20 protein-coding genes, 1 tRNA gene and 1 pseudogene are annotated in these 19454 nt (G+C 73.9%); 18 read left to right on the forward strand and 4 right to left on the reverse strand.

What is annotated here, in order from left to right:
* Positions 1–300 precede the first annotated feature (300 nt).
* The 3 genes from ACGFQC_RS29520 to ACGFQC_RS29530 all read left to right on the forward strand — a co-directional run bounded on the left by ACGFQC_RS29520 (position 301) and on the right by ACGFQC_RS29530 (position 3849).
* The gene (locus ACGFQC_RS29520; RefSeq protein WP_363090667.1) at positions 301–2190 is read left to right on the forward strand and encodes a hypothetical protein; all 1890 of its coding nucleotides are present in this window, start codon (positions 301–303) and stop codon (positions 2188–2190) included.
* A gap of 14 nt (positions 2191–2204) precedes the next feature.
* Entirely contained in the window at positions 2205–2918 is a 714-nt protein-coding gene (locus tag ACGFQC_RS29525) for a DUF6250 domain-containing protein (RefSeq protein ID WP_363090666.1), read from the forward strand.
* 145 nt (positions 2919–3063) lie between these two features.
* The gene (locus tag ACGFQC_RS29530) at positions 3064–3849 is read left to right on the forward strand and encodes an SGNH/GDSL hydrolase family protein (protein WP_363090769.1); all 786 of its coding nucleotides are present in this window, start codon (positions 3064–3066) and stop codon (positions 3847–3849) included.
* A gap of 282 nt (positions 3850–4131) precedes the next feature.
* On the opposite strand, the gene ACGFQC_RS29535 is transcribed toward ACGFQC_RS29530, so the two are convergent.
* On the reverse strand, positions 4132–4752 hold the full coding sequence (locus ACGFQC_RS29535) for a TetR family transcriptional regulator C-terminal domain-containing protein (RefSeq protein WP_363090665.1): 621 nt from the start codon (positions 4750–4752) through the stop codon (positions 4132–4134).
* Between the two features lie 41 nt (positions 4753–4793).
* A pseudogene (locus tag ACGFQC_RS29540) lies at positions 4794–5395 on the reverse strand (hypothetical protein); the annotation flags it as partial.
* A 170-nt stretch (positions 5396–5565) separates the two neighbouring features.
* Between ACGFQC_RS29540 and ACGFQC_RS29545 the strand changes: the two are divergent.
* Positions 5566–6792 carry an MBL fold metallo-hydrolase gene (locus tag ACGFQC_RS29545; RefSeq protein ID WP_363090664.1) on the forward strand — a complete coding sequence of 409 codons (1227 nt, stop codon included), beginning with the start codon at positions 5566–5568 and terminating at the stop codon, positions 6790–6792.
* Positions 6793–6893: 101 nt separating this feature from the next.
* Here the strand turns inward: ACGFQC_RS29545 and ACGFQC_RS29550 are convergent, their stop codons facing one another.
* A complete protein-coding gene (locus ACGFQC_RS29550; RefSeq protein WP_363090663.1) occupies positions 6894–7604 on the reverse strand; it encodes a hypothetical protein in 711 nt (236 codons plus the stop codon).
* A 9-nt stretch (positions 7605–7613) separates the two neighbouring features.
* Between ACGFQC_RS29550 and ACGFQC_RS29555 the strand changes: the two genes are divergently transcribed.
* The 7 genes from ACGFQC_RS29555 (at position 7614) to ACGFQC_RS29585 (ending at position 13559) form a co-directional block, all read left to right on the forward strand.
* On the forward strand, positions 7614–7925 hold the full coding sequence (locus ACGFQC_RS29555; protein WP_363090662.1) for a hypothetical protein: 312 nt from the start codon (positions 7614–7616) through the stop codon (positions 7923–7925).
* A 165-nt stretch (positions 7926–8090) separates the two neighbouring features.
* Complete coding sequence (locus tag ACGFQC_RS29560) at positions 8091–8720, forward strand: hypothetical protein (RefSeq protein ID WP_363090661.1); 630 nt, start codon at positions 8091–8093, stop codon at positions 8718–8720.
* A 498-nt stretch (positions 8721–9218) separates the two neighbouring features.
* Positions 9219–11429, forward strand: coding sequence for an ATP-binding protein (locus tag ACGFQC_RS29565; protein ID WP_363090660.1), 2211 nt, complete (start codon positions 9219–9221; stop codon positions 11427–11429).
* Positions 11430–11521: 92 nt separating this feature from the next.
* Positions 11522–11956 carry a roadblock/LC7 domain-containing protein gene (locus tag ACGFQC_RS29570; protein ID WP_363090659.1) on the forward strand — a complete coding sequence of 145 codons (435 nt, stop codon included), beginning with the start codon at positions 11522–11524 and terminating at the stop codon, positions 11954–11956.
* Entirely contained in the window at positions 11953–12330 is a 378-nt protein-coding gene (locus ACGFQC_RS29575; RefSeq protein ID WP_363090658.1) for a DUF742 domain-containing protein, read from the forward strand. Before ACGFQC_RS29570 ends, ACGFQC_RS29575 begins: the two co-directional genes overlap by 4 nt.
* Positions 12308–12928 carry an ATP/GTP-binding protein gene (locus tag ACGFQC_RS29580; RefSeq protein ID WP_363090657.1) on the forward strand — a complete coding sequence of 207 codons (621 nt, stop codon included), beginning with the start codon at positions 12308–12310 and terminating at the stop codon, positions 12926–12928. Before ACGFQC_RS29575 ends, ACGFQC_RS29580 begins: the two co-directional genes overlap by 23 nt.
* Before the next feature lie 61 nt (positions 12929–12989).
* On the forward strand, positions 12990–13559 hold the full coding sequence (locus ACGFQC_RS29585) for a GAF domain-containing protein (protein ID WP_363090656.1): 570 nt from the start codon (positions 12990–12992) through the stop codon (positions 13557–13559).
* Positions 13560–13579: 20 nt separating this feature from the next.
* On the opposite strand, the gene ACGFQC_RS29590 is transcribed toward ACGFQC_RS29585, so the two are convergent.
* Positions 13580–14185 carry a GPP34 family phosphoprotein gene (locus ACGFQC_RS29590; protein WP_363090655.1) on the reverse strand — a complete coding sequence of 202 codons (606 nt, stop codon included), beginning with the start codon at positions 14183–14185 and terminating at the stop codon, positions 13580–13582.
* 202 nt (positions 14186–14387) lie between these two features.
* Here ACGFQC_RS29590 and tdh point away from each other — a divergent pair, with 202 nt between their 5' ends.
* The 7 genes from tdh (at position 14388) to ACGFQC_RS29625 (ending at position 19355) form a co-directional block, all read left to right on the forward strand.
* Entirely contained in the window at positions 14388–15416 is a 1029-nt protein-coding gene (tdh, locus tag ACGFQC_RS29595; RefSeq protein WP_363090768.1) for an L-threonine 3-dehydrogenase, read from the forward strand.
* Positions 15417–15449: 33 nt separating this feature from the next.
* Entirely contained in the window at positions 15450–16649 is a 1200-nt protein-coding gene (locus ACGFQC_RS29600) for a glycine C-acetyltransferase (protein ID WP_363090654.1), read from the forward strand.
* A 35-nt stretch (positions 16650–16684) separates the two neighbouring features.
* The gene (locus tag ACGFQC_RS29605; RefSeq protein WP_363090653.1) at positions 16685–17587 is read left to right on the forward strand and encodes a LysR family transcriptional regulator; all 903 of its coding nucleotides are present in this window, start codon (positions 16685–16687) and stop codon (positions 17585–17587) included.
* Positions 17588–17617: 30 nt separating this feature from the next.
* Positions 17618–18196 (forward strand): XRE family transcriptional regulator, encoded by a 579-nt coding sequence (locus ACGFQC_RS29610; protein ID WP_363090652.1) that lies wholly within the window; start codon positions 17618–17620, stop codon positions 18194–18196.
* Positions 18193–18714, forward strand: a complete 522-nt coding sequence (locus ACGFQC_RS29615) for a GNAT family N-acetyltransferase (protein WP_363090651.1) — start codon at positions 18193–18195, stop codon at positions 18712–18714. The genes ACGFQC_RS29610 and ACGFQC_RS29615 overlap by 4 nt, the downstream gene beginning before the upstream one ends.
* Before the next feature lie 97 nt (positions 18715–18811).
* A complete protein-coding gene (locus ACGFQC_RS29620) occupies positions 18812–19171 on the forward strand; it encodes an MmcQ/YjbR family DNA-binding protein (RefSeq protein WP_363090650.1) in 360 nt (119 codons plus the stop codon).
* Between the two features lie 110 nt (positions 19172–19281).
* A tRNA-Pro gene (locus ACGFQC_RS29625) sits at positions 19282–19355 on the forward strand.
* Positions 19356–19454 lie beyond the last annotated feature (99 nt).

The raw sequence follows: 19454 nt of genomic DNA on the forward strand, positions 1-19454 counted from the left end.
CGGCCTTCGGCGTTCCCGTACGCACCCACTCACGCGTGCGCACGCACCGGCGCCGGCGCCGGCAGGCACCGGCACCAGCGCCGGCACGCACCGGCACGCGCGTCCGCGCCGGCACGCGCGCCCGCACCCGCGCGATCTTGCGCGTTCGTGATCGCTCCATTGCGGTTCTGTGGCGGGCCGGCCTGAGGCGTCGACAGGCGGGGCGGGGTGGGGACACAGTGATCGAAAAGGACGGCAAGCGCTTTCTCGTCTCGCGCCCCGTTCATCTCACGCGATCCCGTGTCACGAAGGAGCCCTCTGGTGGACGCCACCGCACGCCGAAGAACCGTCACCGTCAGCGCGACCGCGGCGGCCCTGCTGGCGGGGCTGATCGCCGCACCGACCACCGTCCGGGCGGCCTCCGCGCACGCCGAGCGGCCGCGCCGCGTCGTCGAGGACCTCGACCGCGGACTGGTCGCCGTGCCCACCGCCGGGGGCACCTTCCTCAGCTGGCGTCTGCTCGGCACCGAGTACGCCCGCCACGGTGACGCGATCGCCTTCGACGTGTACAAGAACGGCCGTCGTCTCAACCGCGAACCGGTCCGGCGCTCCACGACCTACCGCGACGACACGCCGGGCAAGGGCACCTACACCGTCCGGGCGGTCGTCAACGGGACGGAGGCCGACGCGAGTCCGCCCGCCCTCGACCTCGCCGACGGGTACGCCGAGATCCCGCTCGCCGCCGCCGACGGCTACACCGTCCAGCACGCCTGGCCCGGCGACCTGGACGGCGACGGGCGCTACGAGCTCGTCGTCAGCCGGCTCTCCCCGACCCGGGACCGCCCCGATCTGCTGGAGGCGTACACGCTCACCGGCGAGCGGCTCTGGCGGGTCGACCTCGGTCCCGGCTCCTACCGGCAGGCCGGCGGGAACGGCGCCAACGACCCGGCACCCGCGGCGATCAGCGGGTCCACCGCGATCGGCGGCTACCGCAACGACGACAACGTCACCGTGTACGACCTCGACAGCGACGGCAGGGCCGAGGTGCTGGTGCACACGGCCGACGGCACCACCTTCGCCGACGGCGCCCGGGTCACCGCCGACTCGCCCGCGGACCAGTTCGTCTCGGTGATCGACGGCGCGGCCGGCACCGAGCGCACCCGGCAGCCCGTCCCCGACGACCTCGTCGCCGACGGTCCCTCCGGCGGCCACTTCGGCATCGCCCACCTCGACGGTGTGCACCCCAGTCTGGTGACGAAGCTGGTGACCCGGGTCGGCGCCCGCCGCGGCGCCTTCCGGACCCTCTTCCAGACCTGGGACTTCGACGGCACCGACCTGACCCGCCGTTGGAAGTACGTCGTGGACCCGGCCTCCGGCGCGACCTCTTTCCACCAGATCCGCACCGTCGACGTCGACGGGGACGGCCGGGACGAGATCGCCGACGGCAACTACGTCGTCAACGGCGACGGCACCCTGCGCTACGTCGTCGACGGGGCCGTCCACGGCGACCGCTTCGACATCGCCGACCTCGACCCGGCCCGCCCCGGCCTGGAGGGCTTCGCCGTCCAGCAGTCCGAACTGGGCGTCGTGTCGAACTTCCCCTGGTACTACTACGACGCCGACACCGGCGAGCGGCTGGCGACCGGCGCCCACCCGGCGAACCCGGCGAGCGACGCCGGCCTCGACGTGGGCCGCGGCAACGCCGCCGACATCGACCCCGGCCACCCCGGCTACGAGTACTGGACCTCCACCGCCGACGTCACCCGGCCCGGCGCGGGCGTCTTCAACGTGCGCGACGGCAAGGTCTCCGGCACCACGCCGAGCGTCAACTTCCGCATCTGGTGGGACGGCGACAAGGCGTCGGAGCTGCTCGACCTCACACACGTCGAGAAGTGGGACCCCGCCACCGGGACCGCCACCCGGATCTTCGAACCGGCGGGCGTGGTCTCCGGCGCCCGCAACGCCACCCCCTTCTACGGCGACCTGGTCGGCGACTGGCGCGAGGAGATCCTCGCCGAGACCGCCGACCACACCGCCCTGCGCCTCCACACGACCACCGAGCCTACGAGGACCCGCCTCTACACCCTCGCGCAGAACCCGGCGTACCGGCTCGGCTGGACCGTGCGCGGCTACCTGCAGTCGACGTACACGGACTACTACCTCGGCACCGAGACCCGCCGGGTCCCCGAACCCCGCGTCACCACGCCCTGAAGGAGCCGCATCCCATGACCACCACCCGCAGGGCCTTCGGCGCCCTGGCCGCCGGCGCCGCCCTGGCCGCCCTCGCCCCCGCGGCCGCCGTGAGCGCCGCGCCCCGCCACCGCCGCCTGATCGCCCACGACGACTTCCACCGCGGCCTCGGCAAGTGGGCCGTCGAACTGGAGAGGGGCGGCACCGTCACCGCCTCCCGCGGCACCCTGGAGGTCGACGTGCCCGCCGGCGCGACGATCTGGTTCAAGGAGCGGCTCGAAGGGCCGTACGTCCTGGAGTACACGGCCACCCCGGTCTCCGCGGGCGGCGTCAACGACCGCGTCTCGGACCTCAACAACTTCTGGAACGCCGTCGACGCCCGTTCCCCGGACGACCTCTTCGCCACCGCGCGCGGCGGCGCCCTCGCCGAGTACGACCACCTCAGGACGTACTACGTCGGCTACGGCGCCAACGGCAACACCACCACCCGGCTGCGCCGTTACGTCGGCCGGGCGGGGGAGCGGCCGCTGCTGTCCGACCACACCGAGCCGCTGCTGGTGCCGAACGCGCCGCACCACGTCCGCATCGTCTCCGACGGCTCGACCGTCCGCTGGTGGAACAACGGGCGGCTCGTCTTCGACCACACCGACCCCGAGCCGTACACCGCCGGGCACTTCGCCTTCCGCACCACCTGGAGCCATTTCCGGATCGACGGCTTCCGGGTGTGGTCGTTGCACCGACACGGGTGACGAGGACCTTATTCCCGCATTGGCCAAGTCTTTAGGAGTGGCTTATCTCACCGCCCGTCAACCCCTGCCTACGGTCGCGTAAGTCACATTCGAAGGTGAATCATGAACGGCTGTGGCAGACGATTCGAAGAATGACGACAGTTCAGTGATCGGGTCGTACGTGGCGGTGGGGGACAGCTTCACCGAAGGCGTCGGCGACCCCGGCCCCGACGGGAGGTTCGTCGGCTGGGCCGACCGGTTCGCGGTACTCCTCGCGGACCGGCGGCCCGAAGGCGACTTCCGGTACGTCAACCTCGCGGTGCGCGGCAAGCTGCTCGACCAGATCGTGGAGGCCCAGCTTCCGCGAGCGGTCGAGCTGGCGCCGGACCTGGTCTCCTTCTGCGCGGGCGGCAACGACATCCTCCGGCCCGGCACCGACCCCGACGAGGTCGCCGAACGCTTCGAGCGGGCGATCGCGGCCCTCGTCCCGGTGGCCGGCACCGTGATGGTGACGACCGGGTTCGACACCCGTGGCGTCCCCGTGCTCAAGCATCTGCGCGGCAAGATCGCCACCTACAACGGACACGTGCGCGCCGTCGCCGACCGGTACGGCTGTCCGGTCCTCGACCTGTGGTCCCTGAAGTCCATCCAGGACCGGCGGGCCTGGGACGGCGACCGGCTCCACCTCGGGGCGGAGGGCCACACGCGTGTGGCGCTGCGCGCCGGTCAGGTCCTCGGCCTGGAGGTGCCCGCCGACCCGGAGCAGCCCTGGCCGCAGCTCCCGCCGCGCGGCACCCTGGAGATCCGGCGCGACAACGTGCAGTGGGCGCGCGAGTACCTGGTGCCGTGGATCGGGCGCCGGCTGCGCGGGCAGTCCTCGGGCGACCACGTGACCGCCAAGGGCACGCTCTCGCCCGACGACATCAGGATGCGGATCGCCACGGTGGCGTGAGCAGGGAGGCGCGGCCGGCCGGTCCCGGGGGGCGGCCGGCCGGGCCACGAGCGAGGTGAGCGCGGCGAGTACGGGCCCGCAGGCGGCCTGCGCCGGGCGGCCCGTCCCGTCCGCGACCCGCCGGCCCCGCTCCTCGCCCGCCTCGGCGACTGCCGGGTCACGGGGGTGACGGGTGGTGGGTGGCTGGTCACGGGTCACGGGGGTGGTGACGGGTGGCTGGGCACGCGTGGCGGGTGGCGTGTCGCGGGTGACGGCGGTGGTGCGGACCCGGCCGGTCCGGCTTCAGCCCTCCTGGGCGCCCGACGACTCCGCCGTCAGCCCCAGTTCCCGGGTCAGCGCCTCCTCCACCCACTCCTGCGCGCGACTCCGGGACACCGCGCCGTCGTAGGACGTGAGCTGTACGGCGAGGCCGTCGAGGAGGGCCGTCAGGCGCAGGGCCGTCCCGGCCGGGTCGGGACAGCGGAACTCGCCCGCGGCCACCCCCTCCGCTATCACCTCGGCGAGCGCCGCCTTCCACCGCCGGTCGAGACCGCGGGCGACCTCCCCCAGCGCGGGTTCGCGCAGCGACACCGCCCAGCCCTCGATCCACAGCCGCCAGCCCTTGGCCGGCCCCGTGGGGGCGTACCAGCGCACCGCCGACCGCAGCCGGCGCAGCGCGGTCGTCCGGCGGCCGAGCAGCTTGCGCAGATGGGCCAGGTCGCCCTCGGCGGCGTAGGCGAACGCGTCGGCGACGAGCCGCTCCTTGGTGGAGAAGTGATAGAGCACCAGCGCGTTGCTCACGCCGAGCACCGAGGCCACGTCGGCGATCCTGACCGCCGCCACGCCCCGCGCCTCGATCTGCTCGATGGCCGCCCGCAGCAGTTCCTCGCGCCGCTCGGCCACACTCAACCGGACCTTTGCCACGCCGTCACCCTACACAGGGCCTGCGACCTGCGCGGACGCCGTCAGCGGTGGTGGCCGAAGCGCTCCGCGACGACCGGCAGCCGCTGCTCGGCGTCGGCGTGCGCGGCCTGGCGAGGCGGCGTTCCGCCGGTCTCCGCGCGCGCCAGTACGCGTTCCACCCGCGGCGGCGCGCGCGTCGAGCGGCGCGCGCGAACGCCTCCCCGGCGTCCGCGCCGATGTCGCCGGACAGCCTCCACCAGCAGGCGCTCGCCCCGGAGTTGACGACGACGTCCGCCGGCACGCTCACCCCGCGCGCGTGCAGCAGTTCCGGGCTTGCCCCCGTGCTCGCCGTGGTGCCGCCGACTCACCCGCGCGCGTGCGGCAGTTCCTCCGCCTCGGCCGACAGCCGGGCGTCGCCCGGGAGTTCGCCGAAGCCCGGGCCCAGCGTGCCGCGGTCGACGGTGCCGTGGGCGTCCCGCGCGGCCCGCAGCGCCCTCACGTCGCGGCCCGCAGCGCCCTCACGTCGCGGCCCGCAGCGCTCCCACGTCGCGGCCCGCAGCGCCCTCACGTCGCGGCCCGCCGGGCGCGGCCCGCCGGGTCGGCCGGTCGTGCCCTTGACGTCGGCGACGGCCGCCACCGTCAGCCCCGCGCGCGAGGAAGCGCGCCGTCACAGAGGGCTCCCCGACAGGGACCTTCACCGAAGAACGGGCCGGTACCGGGAGCCTTCGGGCGTCGTGCCGACGCGTCGCTGCCGCCCTCCGGACGGGCGAGCGGAAGGTTTGTCGGACCGGCCGACCATAATGGGAATCCTCAGCGACTCCACCTGGAGGTACCGTGGCCGGATTCCGTTCCCTGAGTCCCGGGCTCCGCGCACTGCAGCCCGAGGCCTTCGGCGCGGACCCGAGCGGTGAGCGCATGGCGCGCATCCGCAGATCACCCCACTTCGCGAACGGGGTCTTCCAGAACCCCGGCGGGCAGGCGAGGACCCGGCCCTCGGGCTCCCCGCTCGACCTCGCCAAGGCCTTCTTCGACAAGGACACCCGCCCCCGCCGCGCCCCCTCCGGCACGGTCCCGGTGCACCCCACCACCCTCGCCGACCTGGCCCGGCCGCCCGCCACGGGCCTGCGCCTGACCTGGATGGGGCACTCCAGTGTGCTCGCGGAGATCGACGGGCACCGGGTGCTCTTCGACCCCGTCTGGGGCGAGCGCTGCTCCCCCTTCCCCTTCGCGGGCCCCAAGCGCCTGCACCCGGCCCCCCTGCCGCTGGCCGCACTCGGCCCGGTCGACGTCGTCGTCATCTCGCACGACCACTACGACCACCTCGACCTGCCCACCGTCAAGGCGCTGGCGGGCACGGACACCCTGTTCGCGGTGCCGCTCGGCGTCGGCGCCCACCTCGAACACTGGGGTGTGTCCGCCGACCGGCTGCGCGAGCTGGACTGGCACGAGGCGACCCGGATCGGCGGCCTCACCCTCACCGCCACCCCGGCCCGCCACTTCTGCGGCCGGGGTCTGCGCAACAGCCAGCACACCCTGTGGGCCTCCTGGTCCGTCGCCGGCGACGAGCACCGGATCTTCCACAGCGGGGACACCGGCTACTTCGACGGCTTCAAGGACATCGGCGCCGAGCACGGCCCGTTCGACGCCACGATGATCCAGATCGGGGCTTACTCGGACCTGTGGCCCAAGAACCACACGGGTTCCGCGCCCCTGCCCGGCGCGTGGCCGGACATCCACATGAACCCCTCGCAAGGAGTCCGGAGCCACCTCGACCTGCAGCAGGGCCGGCCGGGCGGTGTCATGCTGCCGATCCACTGGGGGACGTTCAACCTCTCGCTGCATCCCTGGGCCGAACCGGGCGAGTGGACGCTGGCCGCGGCCGACGCGGTCGGACAGCCGGTCGCCGTCCCCGTTCCGGGCCAGCCCTTCGAGCCCGCCGGAAACCTCCCCGGGCACCCCTGGTGGAGGGACGTGTCCCTGCCGCTGAACCGCGAGTGGCCCGTTCCGGAGATCACCCCCGAGGTGTCCCGTGACGACCTCGACCTCGTGGGCGAGGGCTGACCGCGGCGGAACGGAAGCGACGGAAGCGTCCGGCGTGGCTCCCCGGCCCGCTCGTGCGGGCCGTGGGGTGCCGGCCGCCCAAGCCACCGCCCGTCACCGCCCTACGTCACCGCCCGCCACCGCTCGCCGCCACCGCTCCCCGCCACCGCCCGGCGGAGGCCCGACGGCGTCGGGTGCCGGGCGGCGGCCGGGCGGGTTCTGCCCAGCAGTTCCCGCACGTACGCCGTCGCCTCGGCGCGTGACAGCCCCCGCCCCTCGGCGAACCGCGCGTCGAACTCCTCCGTGCTCAGCGCCGTCCGTACGGCCGTCGTGCTGCGCGGTCCGTCCATCGGGTCCGTCCGCTCGGGGAAGAACCCGATCCGTCCGCCGAGCGCGGCCACCACTCCCAGCAGTACGGCGCCCTCTGCCGGACGGCCCACCACGGCCATGCAGCCCGCGAGGGTGTGCAGACCGACCAGCCACGAGGTGACGTCCCACTCCTCGAACAGTTCCCGCGCGAGCTCCCGCCCGCGCCGCAGCAGCAGGTCCCGGTCACCCAGGTCCATCGCGACCTTCAGGCCGATCCAGGTGGACGACAGAGCGGCCCACTCGTGCCCCGCCGCGTGCGCCGTCGACACCGCCCGCACGATCAGCGCGTCCGCCGCCGAGGGGTCGCCGCCCGCCCGCGCGACCTGGCCGAGCACCGCGAGCGCCTCGGCCTCGACCCACGGCTGTGCCGCCCGGCGGGCCAGCGCGAGCGGCTGTTCGCCGGACTCGGCCGCGCCCGTGCCGTCGCCCCGCGCGGCGAGGAAGTGGGCCCGGTAGCACAGCACGATCGCACGGTGCTCCGGATCGTCCGCCCGCGGATCCTGCTGCTCGACGAGCCGACGTCGTCCCTCGACGCCGCCGCCGAGAAGACCGTGCGCCACCACCTGGCCGGACTCGGCTGCACCCAACTGGTCATCGCCCACCGGCTGCCCACCATCCGTGACGCCGACCTGATCGTCGTACTGGAGGCGGGCCGCATCGTCGAGACCGGCACCCACGACGAACTGCTCCGCCGCGAGGGCACCTACGCGGCGCTGGTCGCCCGCCAGCACGACGGCTCCCGGTTCGCGACGACAGGCCGGCGGGGCGGGACCGGACAGGCATGAAGAACCGGGGGAACCGACCTCCCCCGACGACTCGTCACCGACCATCGACACCCCGTCCGAAGCGGCGTGCGACACCACAAGCCAAGCGCGAGACCACAAGCCAAGCGCAACACCACAAACCAAGCGCAAGACCACAAGCCGAACAGCACGACAGCAGGGAATCCCATGAAGCACGCATCTGCGGCACGAATCGGCCTGGCGGCCCTCGCGGCACTGGCGGCACTGACCACCAGCGGCTGCCGGGTGAACAACGCGGAGGACCTTCCCGAGGAGGCGTACCCGACCCAACAGGTCACCGAGACCGCTTCGCCGGCTCCTTCGGCGTCACGCAACGGCCCACGCACCCTGGTGGACGCCCCCACGGCCGGAGGCCTGCGCAAGCTGACGGGGGACGGAGTCCTGACGGACGTCCCCGTCGACCCGGGCGAGATGCGCGACGGCATGACCCTGGTCACCGGCAACTACGCCAACCCCGACGCGCAGGACGCACCCGTACTGTTCGAGGGCGTCGACCACGTGCCCGAGGACACCAACGAGCGCCGCGAGCACCTCTTCCGGGGCATGCTCGAACACATCGGGTGGGACCCCGAACTGGGGAACCCCGAAGCCCGGCCGGTGGAACCGGGACCGCTCGGCGGCTCGGTGGAATGCCTGCTCGCCTCACTGAGCGAGGACGGCAACGTCATCTGCGGCTGGGCCGACCAGGGCACCGCGGCCGTCGCGCTCTTCGAGAACAGCACGCTCGCCGAGGCGGGAGAACTCTTCGTCGGAATGCGCGGCGACCTGGAGCACTGAGCCATTTCGGCGGCCCCTCGCCGGCCGGCCCGGCCTGCACCCGGAAGCCAAGGCCACGGCCGATACGGTGAGTGACATTCCGAAGAGTGCGGCCGGGGGTGGGGGTGCCCCGGAGGGTCGTCCCGGCAGGCCGGTCCGGCCCTCCGGACCGGACCGGACCGTCCGTCGGCGGGGGCCGGGGAGCCAACTGCCCCCCGCCCCCCGCCGACTGTTCGTGAACACCTCTGAACAGCTCTGATCGATTCTCTCGCCTCAACTGTCCGGGCACCTCGCGAGCTTATCGGTCTGTCGTACGAAGCCTCATACCAGAGCGGGACGCTCGCCGGGGGACTTTGTCAACTGCCCATCGCGCTTGTCGAGTCGGCGACTACTGTGAGTCGCCATCGGGTGGGAAGGTTCCGACATCCCTCGGCTCTCCCGACCGACACCGCGATGGCGCAAGCCCGAGGAGCGCACCCCGCGCGAGCCCCGGGTCCGACGGACAGTACGAGGACACCGATGTCTCACCTCCGCGCACCGGCCGCACGCGCAGACCGCCGTGAGGGCGGACGGCACGGAAGGCCGGTCGCCGGCACCGCACCCGCACCGGCCGAGAGGCACATACGGTCCCAGCTGCTGCGGCTCGCCGTGCTGCCCCCGACCGCCGTCGCCCTCAGCGCCTGCGCGGCCGTCCTGTTCACCGTGCGCTCCACCGGCGTCAGGCCGGGGCCGACCCTGTGGGCCGTCCTCGCCGGGGCCGTCGCGGTGACCGGCGTCGGCATCGTCGTGGCCGCCGTGGCCGCGGACCGGGCCGCCCGCTCCGTCAGCGACCGCATCACCGCCCTGCGCCGCAGCAGCGCGCGCGGCGAGGCCGACCTGCGCGCCCTGCTCGACGCGCTGCGCCGCGGAGAGGCCCCGCCGCACCGCAAGCCGCGCGGCGGCCCGCCCGGCGACGCCGACGAGTTCGAGCTGCTCGCCGCCGACCTGTCCCGCGCCCACGACGGGGCCGTCACCGCCGTCGTCCAGGCCGCCCGGCTCTCCAGCCGGACGGGCAGCGAACAGAAACTGGAGGTGTTCGTCAACCTCGCGCGGCGCCTTCAGTCCCTCGTGCACCGCGAGATCTCCACCCTGGACGAGCTGGAGAACGAGATCGAGGACCCCGACCTCCTCAAGGGCCTCTTCCACGTCGACCACCTCGCCACCCGGATCCGCCGGCACGCCGAGAACCTCGCCGTCCTCGGCGGCGCCGTCTCCCGGCGGCAGTGGAGCAACCCCGTCTCCATGACCGAGGTGCTGCGCTCCGCCATCGCCGAGGTCGAGCAGTACTCGCGGGTCAAACTCGTCCCGCCGGTCGACGGCGAACTGCGCGGGCACGCCGTCGCCGACGTCATCCACCTGCTCGCCGAACTCGTCGAGAACGCAACGGTGTTCTCCGCCCCGCACACCCAGGTCCTGCTGCGCGCCAACCTGGTCACCTCCGGGCTGGCCGTCGAGGTCGAGGACCGCGGCCTCGGCATGCCCGTCGACGAACAGGGCCGGATGAACGCCCTGCTCGCCGACCCCGACCAGGTCAACGTCGGCCGCCTGCTCGCGGACGGCCGCATCGGCCTCTACGTCGTCTCGCAGCTGGCCCGCCGCCACGGCATCCGGGTCCGGCTCCAGAACAACATCTACGGCGGCGTCCAGGCCGTACTCGTCGTCCCGCAGGCCCTCCTGGGACCGGCCGGACCGCCGTCGCCGCAGGTCGAGGAGAGCGGCGCGGGCGCGGTGCCGGCGGGTACGGCAGGCGGACGGGTGCCGCGGGGCGGGGAGCGGCCGCCGCTTGCCCTGCAGGCCGGCGCACGGCCCCAGGGCCAGGTCCAGGGCCAGGTCCAGCCGGGCACGCACCCTCAGTCCCAGTCCCAGTCCCAGCTCCAACCCCAGCCTCAACTCCTTCCTCGAACTGATTCGCTGACGTCACATCAATTTGCTTCGAACGAGACATCGCTGACGCGTCATCAGATCCGAACCCCCGCCCCGTCCGCTCCCCGGAGCGACTCCCCGGCCCACCCGCGGACCGCGTCCCCCCAGGCCGGTCTCCAGGGGCCCGGCCTCGCCCCGGAAGGGCATCCGCACGGCGGCGCCGGGCACGCACCCGCCGCCCCGCATTCCGCCCCGCCTTCCACCCCGCCTTCCGTCCCGTCCTCCACCTCGTCCTCCACCCCGCCCTCCGTCCAGCACGACACCGCCGACCCGAACGGCACCCGTCCGGCCCCGCTGCCCGTCCGCGGCGCGCACGAGGAGCGGCCCAATCCGGCCGAGGCGGTGCCCGGGATCCGGCCCGGTGACCGGGCCGCCGTGGAGGAGGTCGCGGGCCTCGTGCCCACCCCGCGCGCGAGCACGGTGCGCGGCACCATGGGCAAGCCGCAACTGCCCCGCCGCCGTGCCCGGGAGCACATCGCCCCCCAGTTGCGCGGCGGCCCCGCCCCCCGCCCGGACGCCGAGCGGCCCGCCGGGCACGACCCCGGTCTGATGGCCGCCTTCCAGCGCGGCGTCGGCCTCGCCGAGGCCCAGCAGAACCCGGAGACGGACGTCCTGCCGGTCCAGGCCGCCCAGGCCGCCCCGGCCGTACCGCCCGCAACGGCAGCCTCCCCCCGGCCCGACGCCGGGGCGCACACCGCGCACGGCCTGTCCGGCGGCCCCGCCCACCGGTCCACCACCCGGCACGACGGGAGCACACCAGCCGGATGAGCACCCCCCTCACCACCCCCGCCCCCCTCACCACCCCCACCCCCGTCCCCACCGCTCCCGCTGACCTTCGTACCCCAAGGAGTCGATCCACCATGGCGAGCGATGCGCCGACCGGCCAGGTATCCGATCTCGACTGGCTGATGAACGGCCTCGTGCAGCGCGTCCCGCACACGAGGAGCGCGGTCCTCCTCTCCTGCGACGGCCTCGTGAAGTCCGTCCACGGCCTCGACCACGACAGCGCCGACCACATGGCGGCCCTGGCCTCCGGGCTGTACTCGCTCGGCCGCAGCGCCGGGCTCCGCTTCGGCGACGGCGGTGAGGTGCGGCAGGTCGTCGTCGAACTCGACTCGACGCTGCTGTTCGTCACCACCGCGGGATCGGGCACCTGCCTCGCGGTGCTGGCCGGACGCGAGGCCGACGCCGCCGTGCTCGGCTACGAGATGGCGATGCTCGTCAAGAGCGTGCGGCCCTACCTGGTGACCGCGCCCCGGCAGCACGCCGTCGAACCCTCGGTGATGGGACCTTGAGGGCGGTGGCGGCCGGCGACGGGCCCTGGCTCGACGACGCGGCCGGACGGCTGGTGCGTCCGTTCACGGTCAGCAACGGCCGCACCAGACCCACCGTCGCCCTGGACCTCATGTCACAGGTGAGGACCACCGGGACGACCCCCTTCGGCCACCTCGGCCCCGAGCACGCGCAGGCACTGGACCTGTGCCGTGCCCCCGTCCCGGTCGCCGAGGTCGCCGCCCACCTGAGGCTCCCGGCGGCCGTCACCAAGGTGCTGCTGGCGGACCTCGTCGACTGCGGGGCGCTGACCACCAAGCCCCCCGAGTTCCACCACCACCCCACCGACCGGGCCCTACTGGAGGCAGTGCTCGATGGACTACGACGACAGCTCTGACCACGACGACGGCTCCGCCCCCTTCCCGACCGCGCTGAAGATCCTGGTCGCGGGCGGGTTCGGGGTCGGCAAGACCACGCTCGTCGGCGCGGTGAGCGAGATCGCGCCCCTGAGCACCGAGGAACTGCTCACCACCGCCGGCGCCGCCACCGACGACCTCGACGGCATCGAGAACAAGGTCGAGACGACCGTGGCCATGGACTTCGGCCGCATCAGCCTCGACCCGCAGCACGTCCTGTACCTGTTCGGCACCCCCGGACAGGAACGGTTCTGGTTCATGTGGGACGAGCTGTCCGAGGGAGCCCTCGGCGCCGTCGTCCTCGCCGACACCCGCCGCCTGGAGCAGTGCTTCGCGGCCGTCGACTTCTTCGAGGAGCGCGGCCTCGGCTTCATCGTGGCCGTCAACGAGTTCGACGGCGCCCACCGCTACGACCCCGAGGAGGTGCGCGCCGCCATGGACCTGGACCCGGCCGTCCCCATCGTGCGCTGCGACGCCCGTATCTCCGCCTCGGGCGTGCAGACCCTGCTCGCCCTCGTCCGCCACCTCATCGCCCACGCGCCGGCGGCACCCCGGCCGAGCCGCGGCGCCCACAGGTGATCCCGTACCACCCCCTACCGGAGCCGCACATGCCGTACGTCCACAGCGACGGAGTCCGCCCATGAGCCACGACCCGCCCCGCCCGGCCGGTCGGCTGCTGCTCACCCCCGACGACGAGGAGGCTCCCGCCCGCACCCTGAAGCTGCGCGGCCTCGGCCTGGGGGAGCGGGCCGAGCCCGGTCTGGACGCCTTCGCGGACCGCCTCGCCGAGATGACCGGCGCCCCGTACGCGATGGTCAACTTCATCGACGTGGAACGGCAGTTCTTCGCCGGCCTGCACACACCGCCCGGCGGCCGGGCCGCCCGCGGCGGCAGGCCGGAACTGGGCCGCCGGCTCGCCCGCGAGTACGGCTACTGCCCGTACGTCGTCGCGCGGCGCAAGGCACTGGTCCTGGAGGACGTCCGCGACTATCCGCGGTTCGCGGGCAATCAGGTCGTCGAGGAGTACGGCATCCGCTCCTACCTCGGTGCCCCGCTGATCGACAGGGCCGGCATGGTGCTCGGCACCGTGTCCGTGGCCGATCTGACGCCCCGGCCCTGGGGCAGGGCGGGGCTGGAGACCATCAAGGCGACCGCGGCGGACCTCGCCGGACGGCTGGAACACCGGGAGGCCGGCGGGCCGCCCTGGTGAGCCGGCCCGGCCGGGGTCCGTCAGAAGCCCCGCCAGACGTTGTCGAAAGCGGCGTCCTCCACGGACCGCCGCTGCCGTACGGCGGTCAGCTCCGTCACCGCGTCGCCCACCGCGACCAGCACCGTCACCACCCGGTCGGTCAGCGGGCCCGGGAAGCCCTCGCCCTCCTCCTCGCGGACACCGGTGGCGGTGGCCAGGCCCGCCAGGACTGGCTCGCCCGCGGCCCAGCGTTCGGCGGCGCGGCGCCGGGCCGGCGAGTCCGCGGCCCCGCTCCGGTCGGACCGCCCGGCGAGCAGGCGGCCGTGCGGGCGGGCCAGCACGCCGTCGGCCTCCATCCGGGCGGTGTAGGCCTCGGCCAGCCCGCTACCGCGGCGCCACAGCCACTCCTCGACCGACTCGTAAGGCTCCCGCCGCACCGCCGAGGCCGCGGCCTGTGCGAGGAGCCGGTCGTCCGGGGCCGGCGCCGGTCCGGGCGTCACCCGGTCGTCGGCGAGGACGAGCACGCCCGCCTCCAGCAGGTCGATCAGTTCGGCCCCCGCGAGGGCGAGCGAGAGTTCACCCCGCTCCACGGGGCGCGCGGGCGGCACGTCCAGCGAGACGATCATCAGGTCCTGAGCCGTGGTCATGGGCTGCTCCCCGTCGGTCGGTTCCCTCCAGGGTGGCACGGGGACCAGGGCGTGAAGCGCAGCTGTGGCGCCGCTTAAGAAAGTCTCGATGGACCGTGCCGCCGCCGTACGGCAGATTGCTACCGGATTCCACCCCCTTCCCCCGCCGCGGGCCTCCTTCGGCATGCCCGGCGCGGGGGTCTCACCGTCAGGAGCCGTAGCGTTGAAGGCGCTGGTCAAGGAGAAGGCGGAGCCGGGACTGTGGCTCGCGGACGTGCCGGAGCCCGCCGTCGGACCCGGTGACGTACTGATCAAGGTGCTGCGCACCGGTATCTGCGGCACCGATCTGCACATCCGGTCCTGGGACGGCTGGGCCCGGCAGACGATCCGCACCCCGCTCGTCCTCGGGCACGAGTTCGTCGGCGAGGTCGTCGAGACCGGGCGGGACGTCGGCGAGATCAAGGCCGGCGACCGGGTGAGCGGCGAGGGGCACCTCGTCTGCGGCCGGTGCCGCAACTGCCTCGCCGGGCGCCGCCACCTGTGCCGGGCCACCGTCGGGCTCGGCGTCGGCCGCGACGGCGCGTTCGCCGAGTACGTGGCGCTGCCCGCCGCCAACGTCTGGGTGCACCGCGTCCCCGTCGACCTCGACGTGGCGGCGATCTTCGACCCGTTCGGCAACGCCGTCCACACCGCGCTGTCCTTCCCGCTGGTCGGCGAGGACGTGCTGATCACCGGGGCCGGCCCGATCGGCCTGATGGCCGCCGCCGTCGCCCGGCACGCCGGTGCCCGCAACGTCGTCGTCACCGACGTCAGCGAGGAGCGCCTGGAACTCGCCCGCAAGATCGGCGCGAGCCTCGCCCTGAACGTCTCGGGCGCGACCATCGCCGACGGACAGCGCGAGCTGGGCCTGCGCGAGGGCTTCGACATCGGGCTGGAGATGTCCGGCCGCCCCGAGGCGATGCGCGACATGATCGCCAACATGACGCACGGCGGCCGGATCGCGATGCTCGGCCTGCCCGCCGAGGAGTTCCCGGTCGACTGGGCCCGGATCGTCACCTCGATGATCACCATCAAGGGCATCTACGGCCGTGAGATGTTCGAGACCTGGTACGCGATGTCCGTACTGCTCGAGGGCGGCCTCGACCTCGCCCCGGTGATCACCGGCCGCTACTCCCACCGCGACTTCGAGGCGGCCTTCGCCGACGCCGCGAGCGGCAGGGGCGGCAAGGTCATCCTCGACTGGACCGCGTAAGCCATCCGCCCTCTAGGAGCCTGGAGCTTCCCGATGTTCGACTCCGTGCGCGACGACCTGCGCGCCACCCTCGACGAGATCCGTGCCGCCGGCCTGCACAAGCCCGAGCGGGTCATCGGCACCCCGCAGTCCGCCACCGTCGCCGTCACCGCGGGCGGCCGGCCCGGCGAGGTCCTCAACTTCTGCGCCAACAACTACCTCGGCCTCGCCGACCACCCCGAGGTGATCGCCGCCGCCCACGAGGCCCTGGACCGCTGGGGCTACGGCATGGCGTCGGTACGGTTCATCTGCGGCACCCAGGAGGTCCACAAGGAGCTGGAGGCGCGGCTGTCCGCCTTCCTCGGCCAGGAGGACACGATCCTGTACTCCTCCTGCTTCGACGCCAACGGCGGTGTCTTCGAGACACTGCTGGGCCCCGAGGACGCGGTGATCTCCGACGCCCTCAACCACGCCTCCATCATCGACGGCATCCGCCTGTCCAAGGCCCGCCGCCTCCGCTACGCCAACCGCGACATGGCCGACCTGGAGCGGCAGTTGAAGGAGGCCGCCGAAGGGGGCGCCCGCCGCCGGCTGATCGTCACCGACGGCGTCTTCTCCATGGACGGCTACGTCGCCCCCCTCGCCGAGATCTGCGACCTCGCCGACCGCTACGACGCGATGGTCATGGTCGACGACTCCCACGCCGTGGGCTTCGTCGGCCCCGGCGGCCGCGGCACCCCCGAGCTGCACGGCGTGATGGACCGCGTCGACATCGTCACCGGCACCCTCGGCAAGGCCCTCGGCGGTGCCTCCGGCGGCTACGTCGCGGCCCGCGCCGAGATCGTCGCCCTGCTGCGCCAGCGCTCCCGCCCCTACCTGTTCTCCAACACCCTCGCCCCGGTCATCGCCGCCGCCTCCCTCAAGGTCCTCGACCTGCTGGAGTCGGCCGACGACCTGCGCGTCCGGCTCGCCGAGAACACGGCCCTCTTCCGCCGCCGCATGGCCGACGAGGGCTTCGACGTCCTCCCGGGCGACCACGCCATCGCGCCCGTGATGATCGGCGACGCGGCGCGGGCGGGCCGGCTGGCCGAGCTGCTGCTGGAGCGCGGGGTGTACGTGATCGGCTTCTCCTACCCGGTCGTCCCGCAGGGGCAGGCCCGCATCCGGGTCCAGCTCTCCGCCGCGCACTCCACGGCCGACGTCGACCGTGCCGTGGACGCCTTCGTGGCGGCGCGGGCGGAACTGGAGGCCTGACCCGGCCGGTCCGGGCACCTTGCGATAATCGCTCCATGATCGAGGCGCGGCGGCTCCACATCCTCCGTGCGGTGGCCGACCACCGCACGGTGACGGCGGCTGCCGCCGCGCTGTACCTCACCCCGTCCGCCGTCTCCCAGCAGCTCACCGCCCTGGAGCAGGAGACCGGCCACCGCCTGGTGGACCGCGGCGCCCGGGGCGTACGGCTCACCCCGGCCGGTGAGATCCTGCTCGCCCACACCCACGCGGTCCTCGCCCAGCTGGAGCGGGCGGAGGCGGAACTGGCCGCCTACCGCTCGGGCGCGGCCGGCACGGTCACCGTGGCCGCCTTCGCCACCGGCATCGCCCTGGTCGTCGCGCCCGCCGTGGCCCGGCTCGCCGGCACCGACCCGGGGATCAGGATCCGCGTCCAGGACGCCGAGGGCGACGCCAGCCTGCCGATGGTCCTCGACCGGCAGGTCGACGTCGCCGTGGCCGTCGAGTACCGGGGGGCGCCCGCCGCCGACGACCCGCGCCTCGCGCACGTCCCGCTCTACGCCGAGCCCTTCGACGCGGTCGTACCGGTCACCCACCGCCTCGCCGAGTGCGCCGAGGTGCCGCTGGCCGAGCTGGCCAAGGACCCCTGGATCGGCCCGTACCCGGGCAACCCGTGCCACGACGTGGTCGTGCTGGCCTGCGAACACGCCGGGTTCCAGCCCCGCCTGGAGCACTCCTCGGACGACTTCCGCGCGGTCGTGGCGCTGGCCTCGGCCGACGCGGGCGTGGCGCTCGTCCCGCGCTCGGCCCTGCGCGGCATGGACCTGACCGGCGTGGTCGTCCGCCCGGTCGACGGGGCGGCCCCGACCCGCCGCGTCTTCGCGGCCGTGCGCCGCGGGTCCGAGGAGCATCCGCTGATCCGTCCGGTGCTGGAGGCGCTGGGGGAGACCACCCCCACCTGAGGTTCTCATATCCGGGATAGCATCCCGGATATGAGACAGTCCGCCGAGGGAGAGGTCGACGCCCGGCTGGCCGCCCGGCTGGCCGAGCTGCGCGCCGAGCGTGGCTGGTCGCTGGGGGAACTGGCCGAGCGCACCGGAGTGAGCCGCTCCACCCTGTCCCGTGCCGAGCGTGCCGAGATCAGCCCGACCGCCGCCCTGCTCAACCGCCTGTGCCACGTCTACGGCCGGACCATGTCCCGGCTGCTCGGCGAGGTGGAGGCCGAGGCCGAGCCGGTACCGCTGGTGCGGGCCGGTGAGCAGCCCGTCTGGCAGGACCGGGCCTCCGGGTTCGTCCGGCGCTCCGTGTCGCCGCCGCACCCCGCGCTGCGCGGCGAACTCGTCGAGGGCCGGCTCGCCGCGGGCGCCGACCTCGCCTACGACCGGCCGCCCGTGCCCGGCCTGGAACAGCACATCTGGGTCCTGGAGGGCGCCCTGGAGGTGACGGAGCGGGACACCGGGCACCACCTGGCCGCCGGTGACTGCCTGCGGCTGCGGGTGTGGGGGCCGACGCGGTTCCGGTGCGTGGGCGGGAAGGAGACCCGGTACGTGCTGGCGGTGGTGCTGCCGTGACGACGACCAGGCTCGATGCCTCCCGGCTGCTGGACCTGTCGGGCCGGCTGGCCGACCTGCTCGTCGACACGGTGCACGGCGGCGCCTCGGTGGGCTTCCTCGCCCCGCTCGACCGCGCGCAGGCCCTCGCCTGGTGGCAGGGGCGCGCGGCGGGGGTCGCCGCCGGGCGGCTGGCGGTCTGGGCGGCCCTCGACGGCGGCCGGGTCACCGGCACCGTCACCCTGGCCCTCCCCGACAAGCCCAACAGCCGTCACCGCGCCGAACTTGTCAAGCTGATGGTCCACCGGGACGCCCGGGGGCAGGGCCTGGGCCGCCGGCTGCTGGCCACCGCCGAGGAGGCCGCCGCCGCTGCCGGTGTCACCCTCCTCCATCTCGACACCGAGACCGGCAGCCCCGCCGAACACCTCTACCGCACCGGGGGATGGACCAGGGCGGGAGTCATCCCCGACTACGCGGCCGACCCGTCCGGCGTCCTGCGGCCGACGACCCTGTACTACAAGCACCTCACCCCGGCGTGACTGACAGCCCGGCAGGACGTCAGTCGGTGCCCGAGCCACGGCCGCCAGAACCTGCCCGGCAATATCAATGTCAGTGCCTGCCGCTAGCCTGCGCAGCATGCCGGACGCCGAAGACGTACGCCGTGTCGCCCTGTCCCTGCCGGACACGGCCGAGAAGACCGCCTGGAACATGCCCACGTTCCGGGTCGCGGGAAAGATGTTCGCCACCCTGCCCGAGGACGAGACCTCCCTCGCCGTGCGCTGCCCCAAGGAGGAGCGCGACGAGCTGGCCCTCGCCGAGCCGGAGAAGTTCTGGATCGCCGACCACGAGGCCCAGTTCGCCTGGGTCCGGGTCCGGCTGGCCGCCCTGGAGGACGAGGACGAGCTGCGGGACATCCTCGCCGACTCCTGGCGCCAGGCCGCCCCGGCGCACCTGCTGGAGGCGCACCCGGGACTGGGGGCGCCGGTGGAGGGCTGAGCGGCGCCCGGTGAGCGCCGCCCCGACAAACGCGTGCGCGATCACCGACCCGAGTGCGGTATTGTTTCCCTGCACGTCCGGCCCGGTGAAACCCCAGGTCAGACGGGCAACGGGACGTGGCGCAGCTTGGTAGCGCACTTGACTGGGGGTCAAGGGGTCGCAGGTTCAAATCCTGTCGTCCCGACTTTTCGAAGTCGTGAATCCGAGGCCGTCTTCTCCATGACGAGAAGGCGGCCTTCGCCGTGTCCGCGGCCTGGGGGGGGGGCGGCCCCGGTCGCCCTCC

This window comes from Streptomyces sp. NPDC048734 (genome assembly GCF_043198675.1).
In the GTDB taxonomy this organism is placed as follows: Bacteria; Actinomycetota; Actinomycetes; order Streptomycetales; family Streptomycetaceae; genus Streptomyces.

Coding starts and splice junctions, on each gene's coding strand:
- ACGFQC_RS29585 (WP_363090656.1), top strand. CDS start 12,990: ATGAGCCACGACCCGCCCCGCCCGGCCGGTCGGCTGCTGCTCACCCCC.
- ACGFQC_RS29605 (WP_363090653.1), top strand. CDS start 16,685: ATGATCGAGGCGCGGCGGCTCCACATCCTCCGTGCGGTGGCCGACCAC.
- ACGFQC_RS29600 (WP_363090654.1), top strand. CDS start 15,450: ATGTTCGACTCCGTGCGCGACGACCTGCGCGCCACCCTCGACGAGATC.
- ACGFQC_RS29565 (WP_363090660.1), top strand. CDS start 9,219: ATGTCTCACCTCCGCGCACCGGCCGCACGCGCAGACCGCCGTGAGGGC.
- ACGFQC_RS29570 (WP_363090659.1), top strand. CDS start 11,522: ATGGCGAGCGATGCGCCGACCGGCCAGGTATCCGATCTCGACTGGCTG.
- ACGFQC_RS29525 (WP_363090666.1), top strand. CDS start 2,205: ATGACCACCACCCGCAGGGCCTTCGGCGCCCTGGCCGCCGGCGCCGCC.
- ACGFQC_RS29590 (WP_363090655.1), bottom strand. CDS start 14,185: ATGACCACGGCTCAGGACCTGATGATCGTCTCGCTGGACGTGCCGCCC.
- ACGFQC_RS29620 (WP_363090650.1), top strand. CDS start 18,812: ATGCCGGACGCCGAAGACGTACGCCGTGTCGCCCTGTCCCTGCCGGAC.
- ACGFQC_RS29580 (WP_363090657.1), top strand. CDS start 12,308: ATGGACTACGACGACAGCTCTGACCACGACGACGGCTCCGCCCCCTTC.
- ACGFQC_RS29610 (WP_363090652.1), top strand. CDS start 17,618: ATGAGACAGTCCGCCGAGGGAGAGGTCGACGCCCGGCTGGCCGCCCGG.
- ACGFQC_RS29560 (WP_363090661.1), top strand. CDS start 8,091: ATGAAGCACGCATCTGCGGCACGAATCGGCCTGGCGGCCCTCGCGGCA.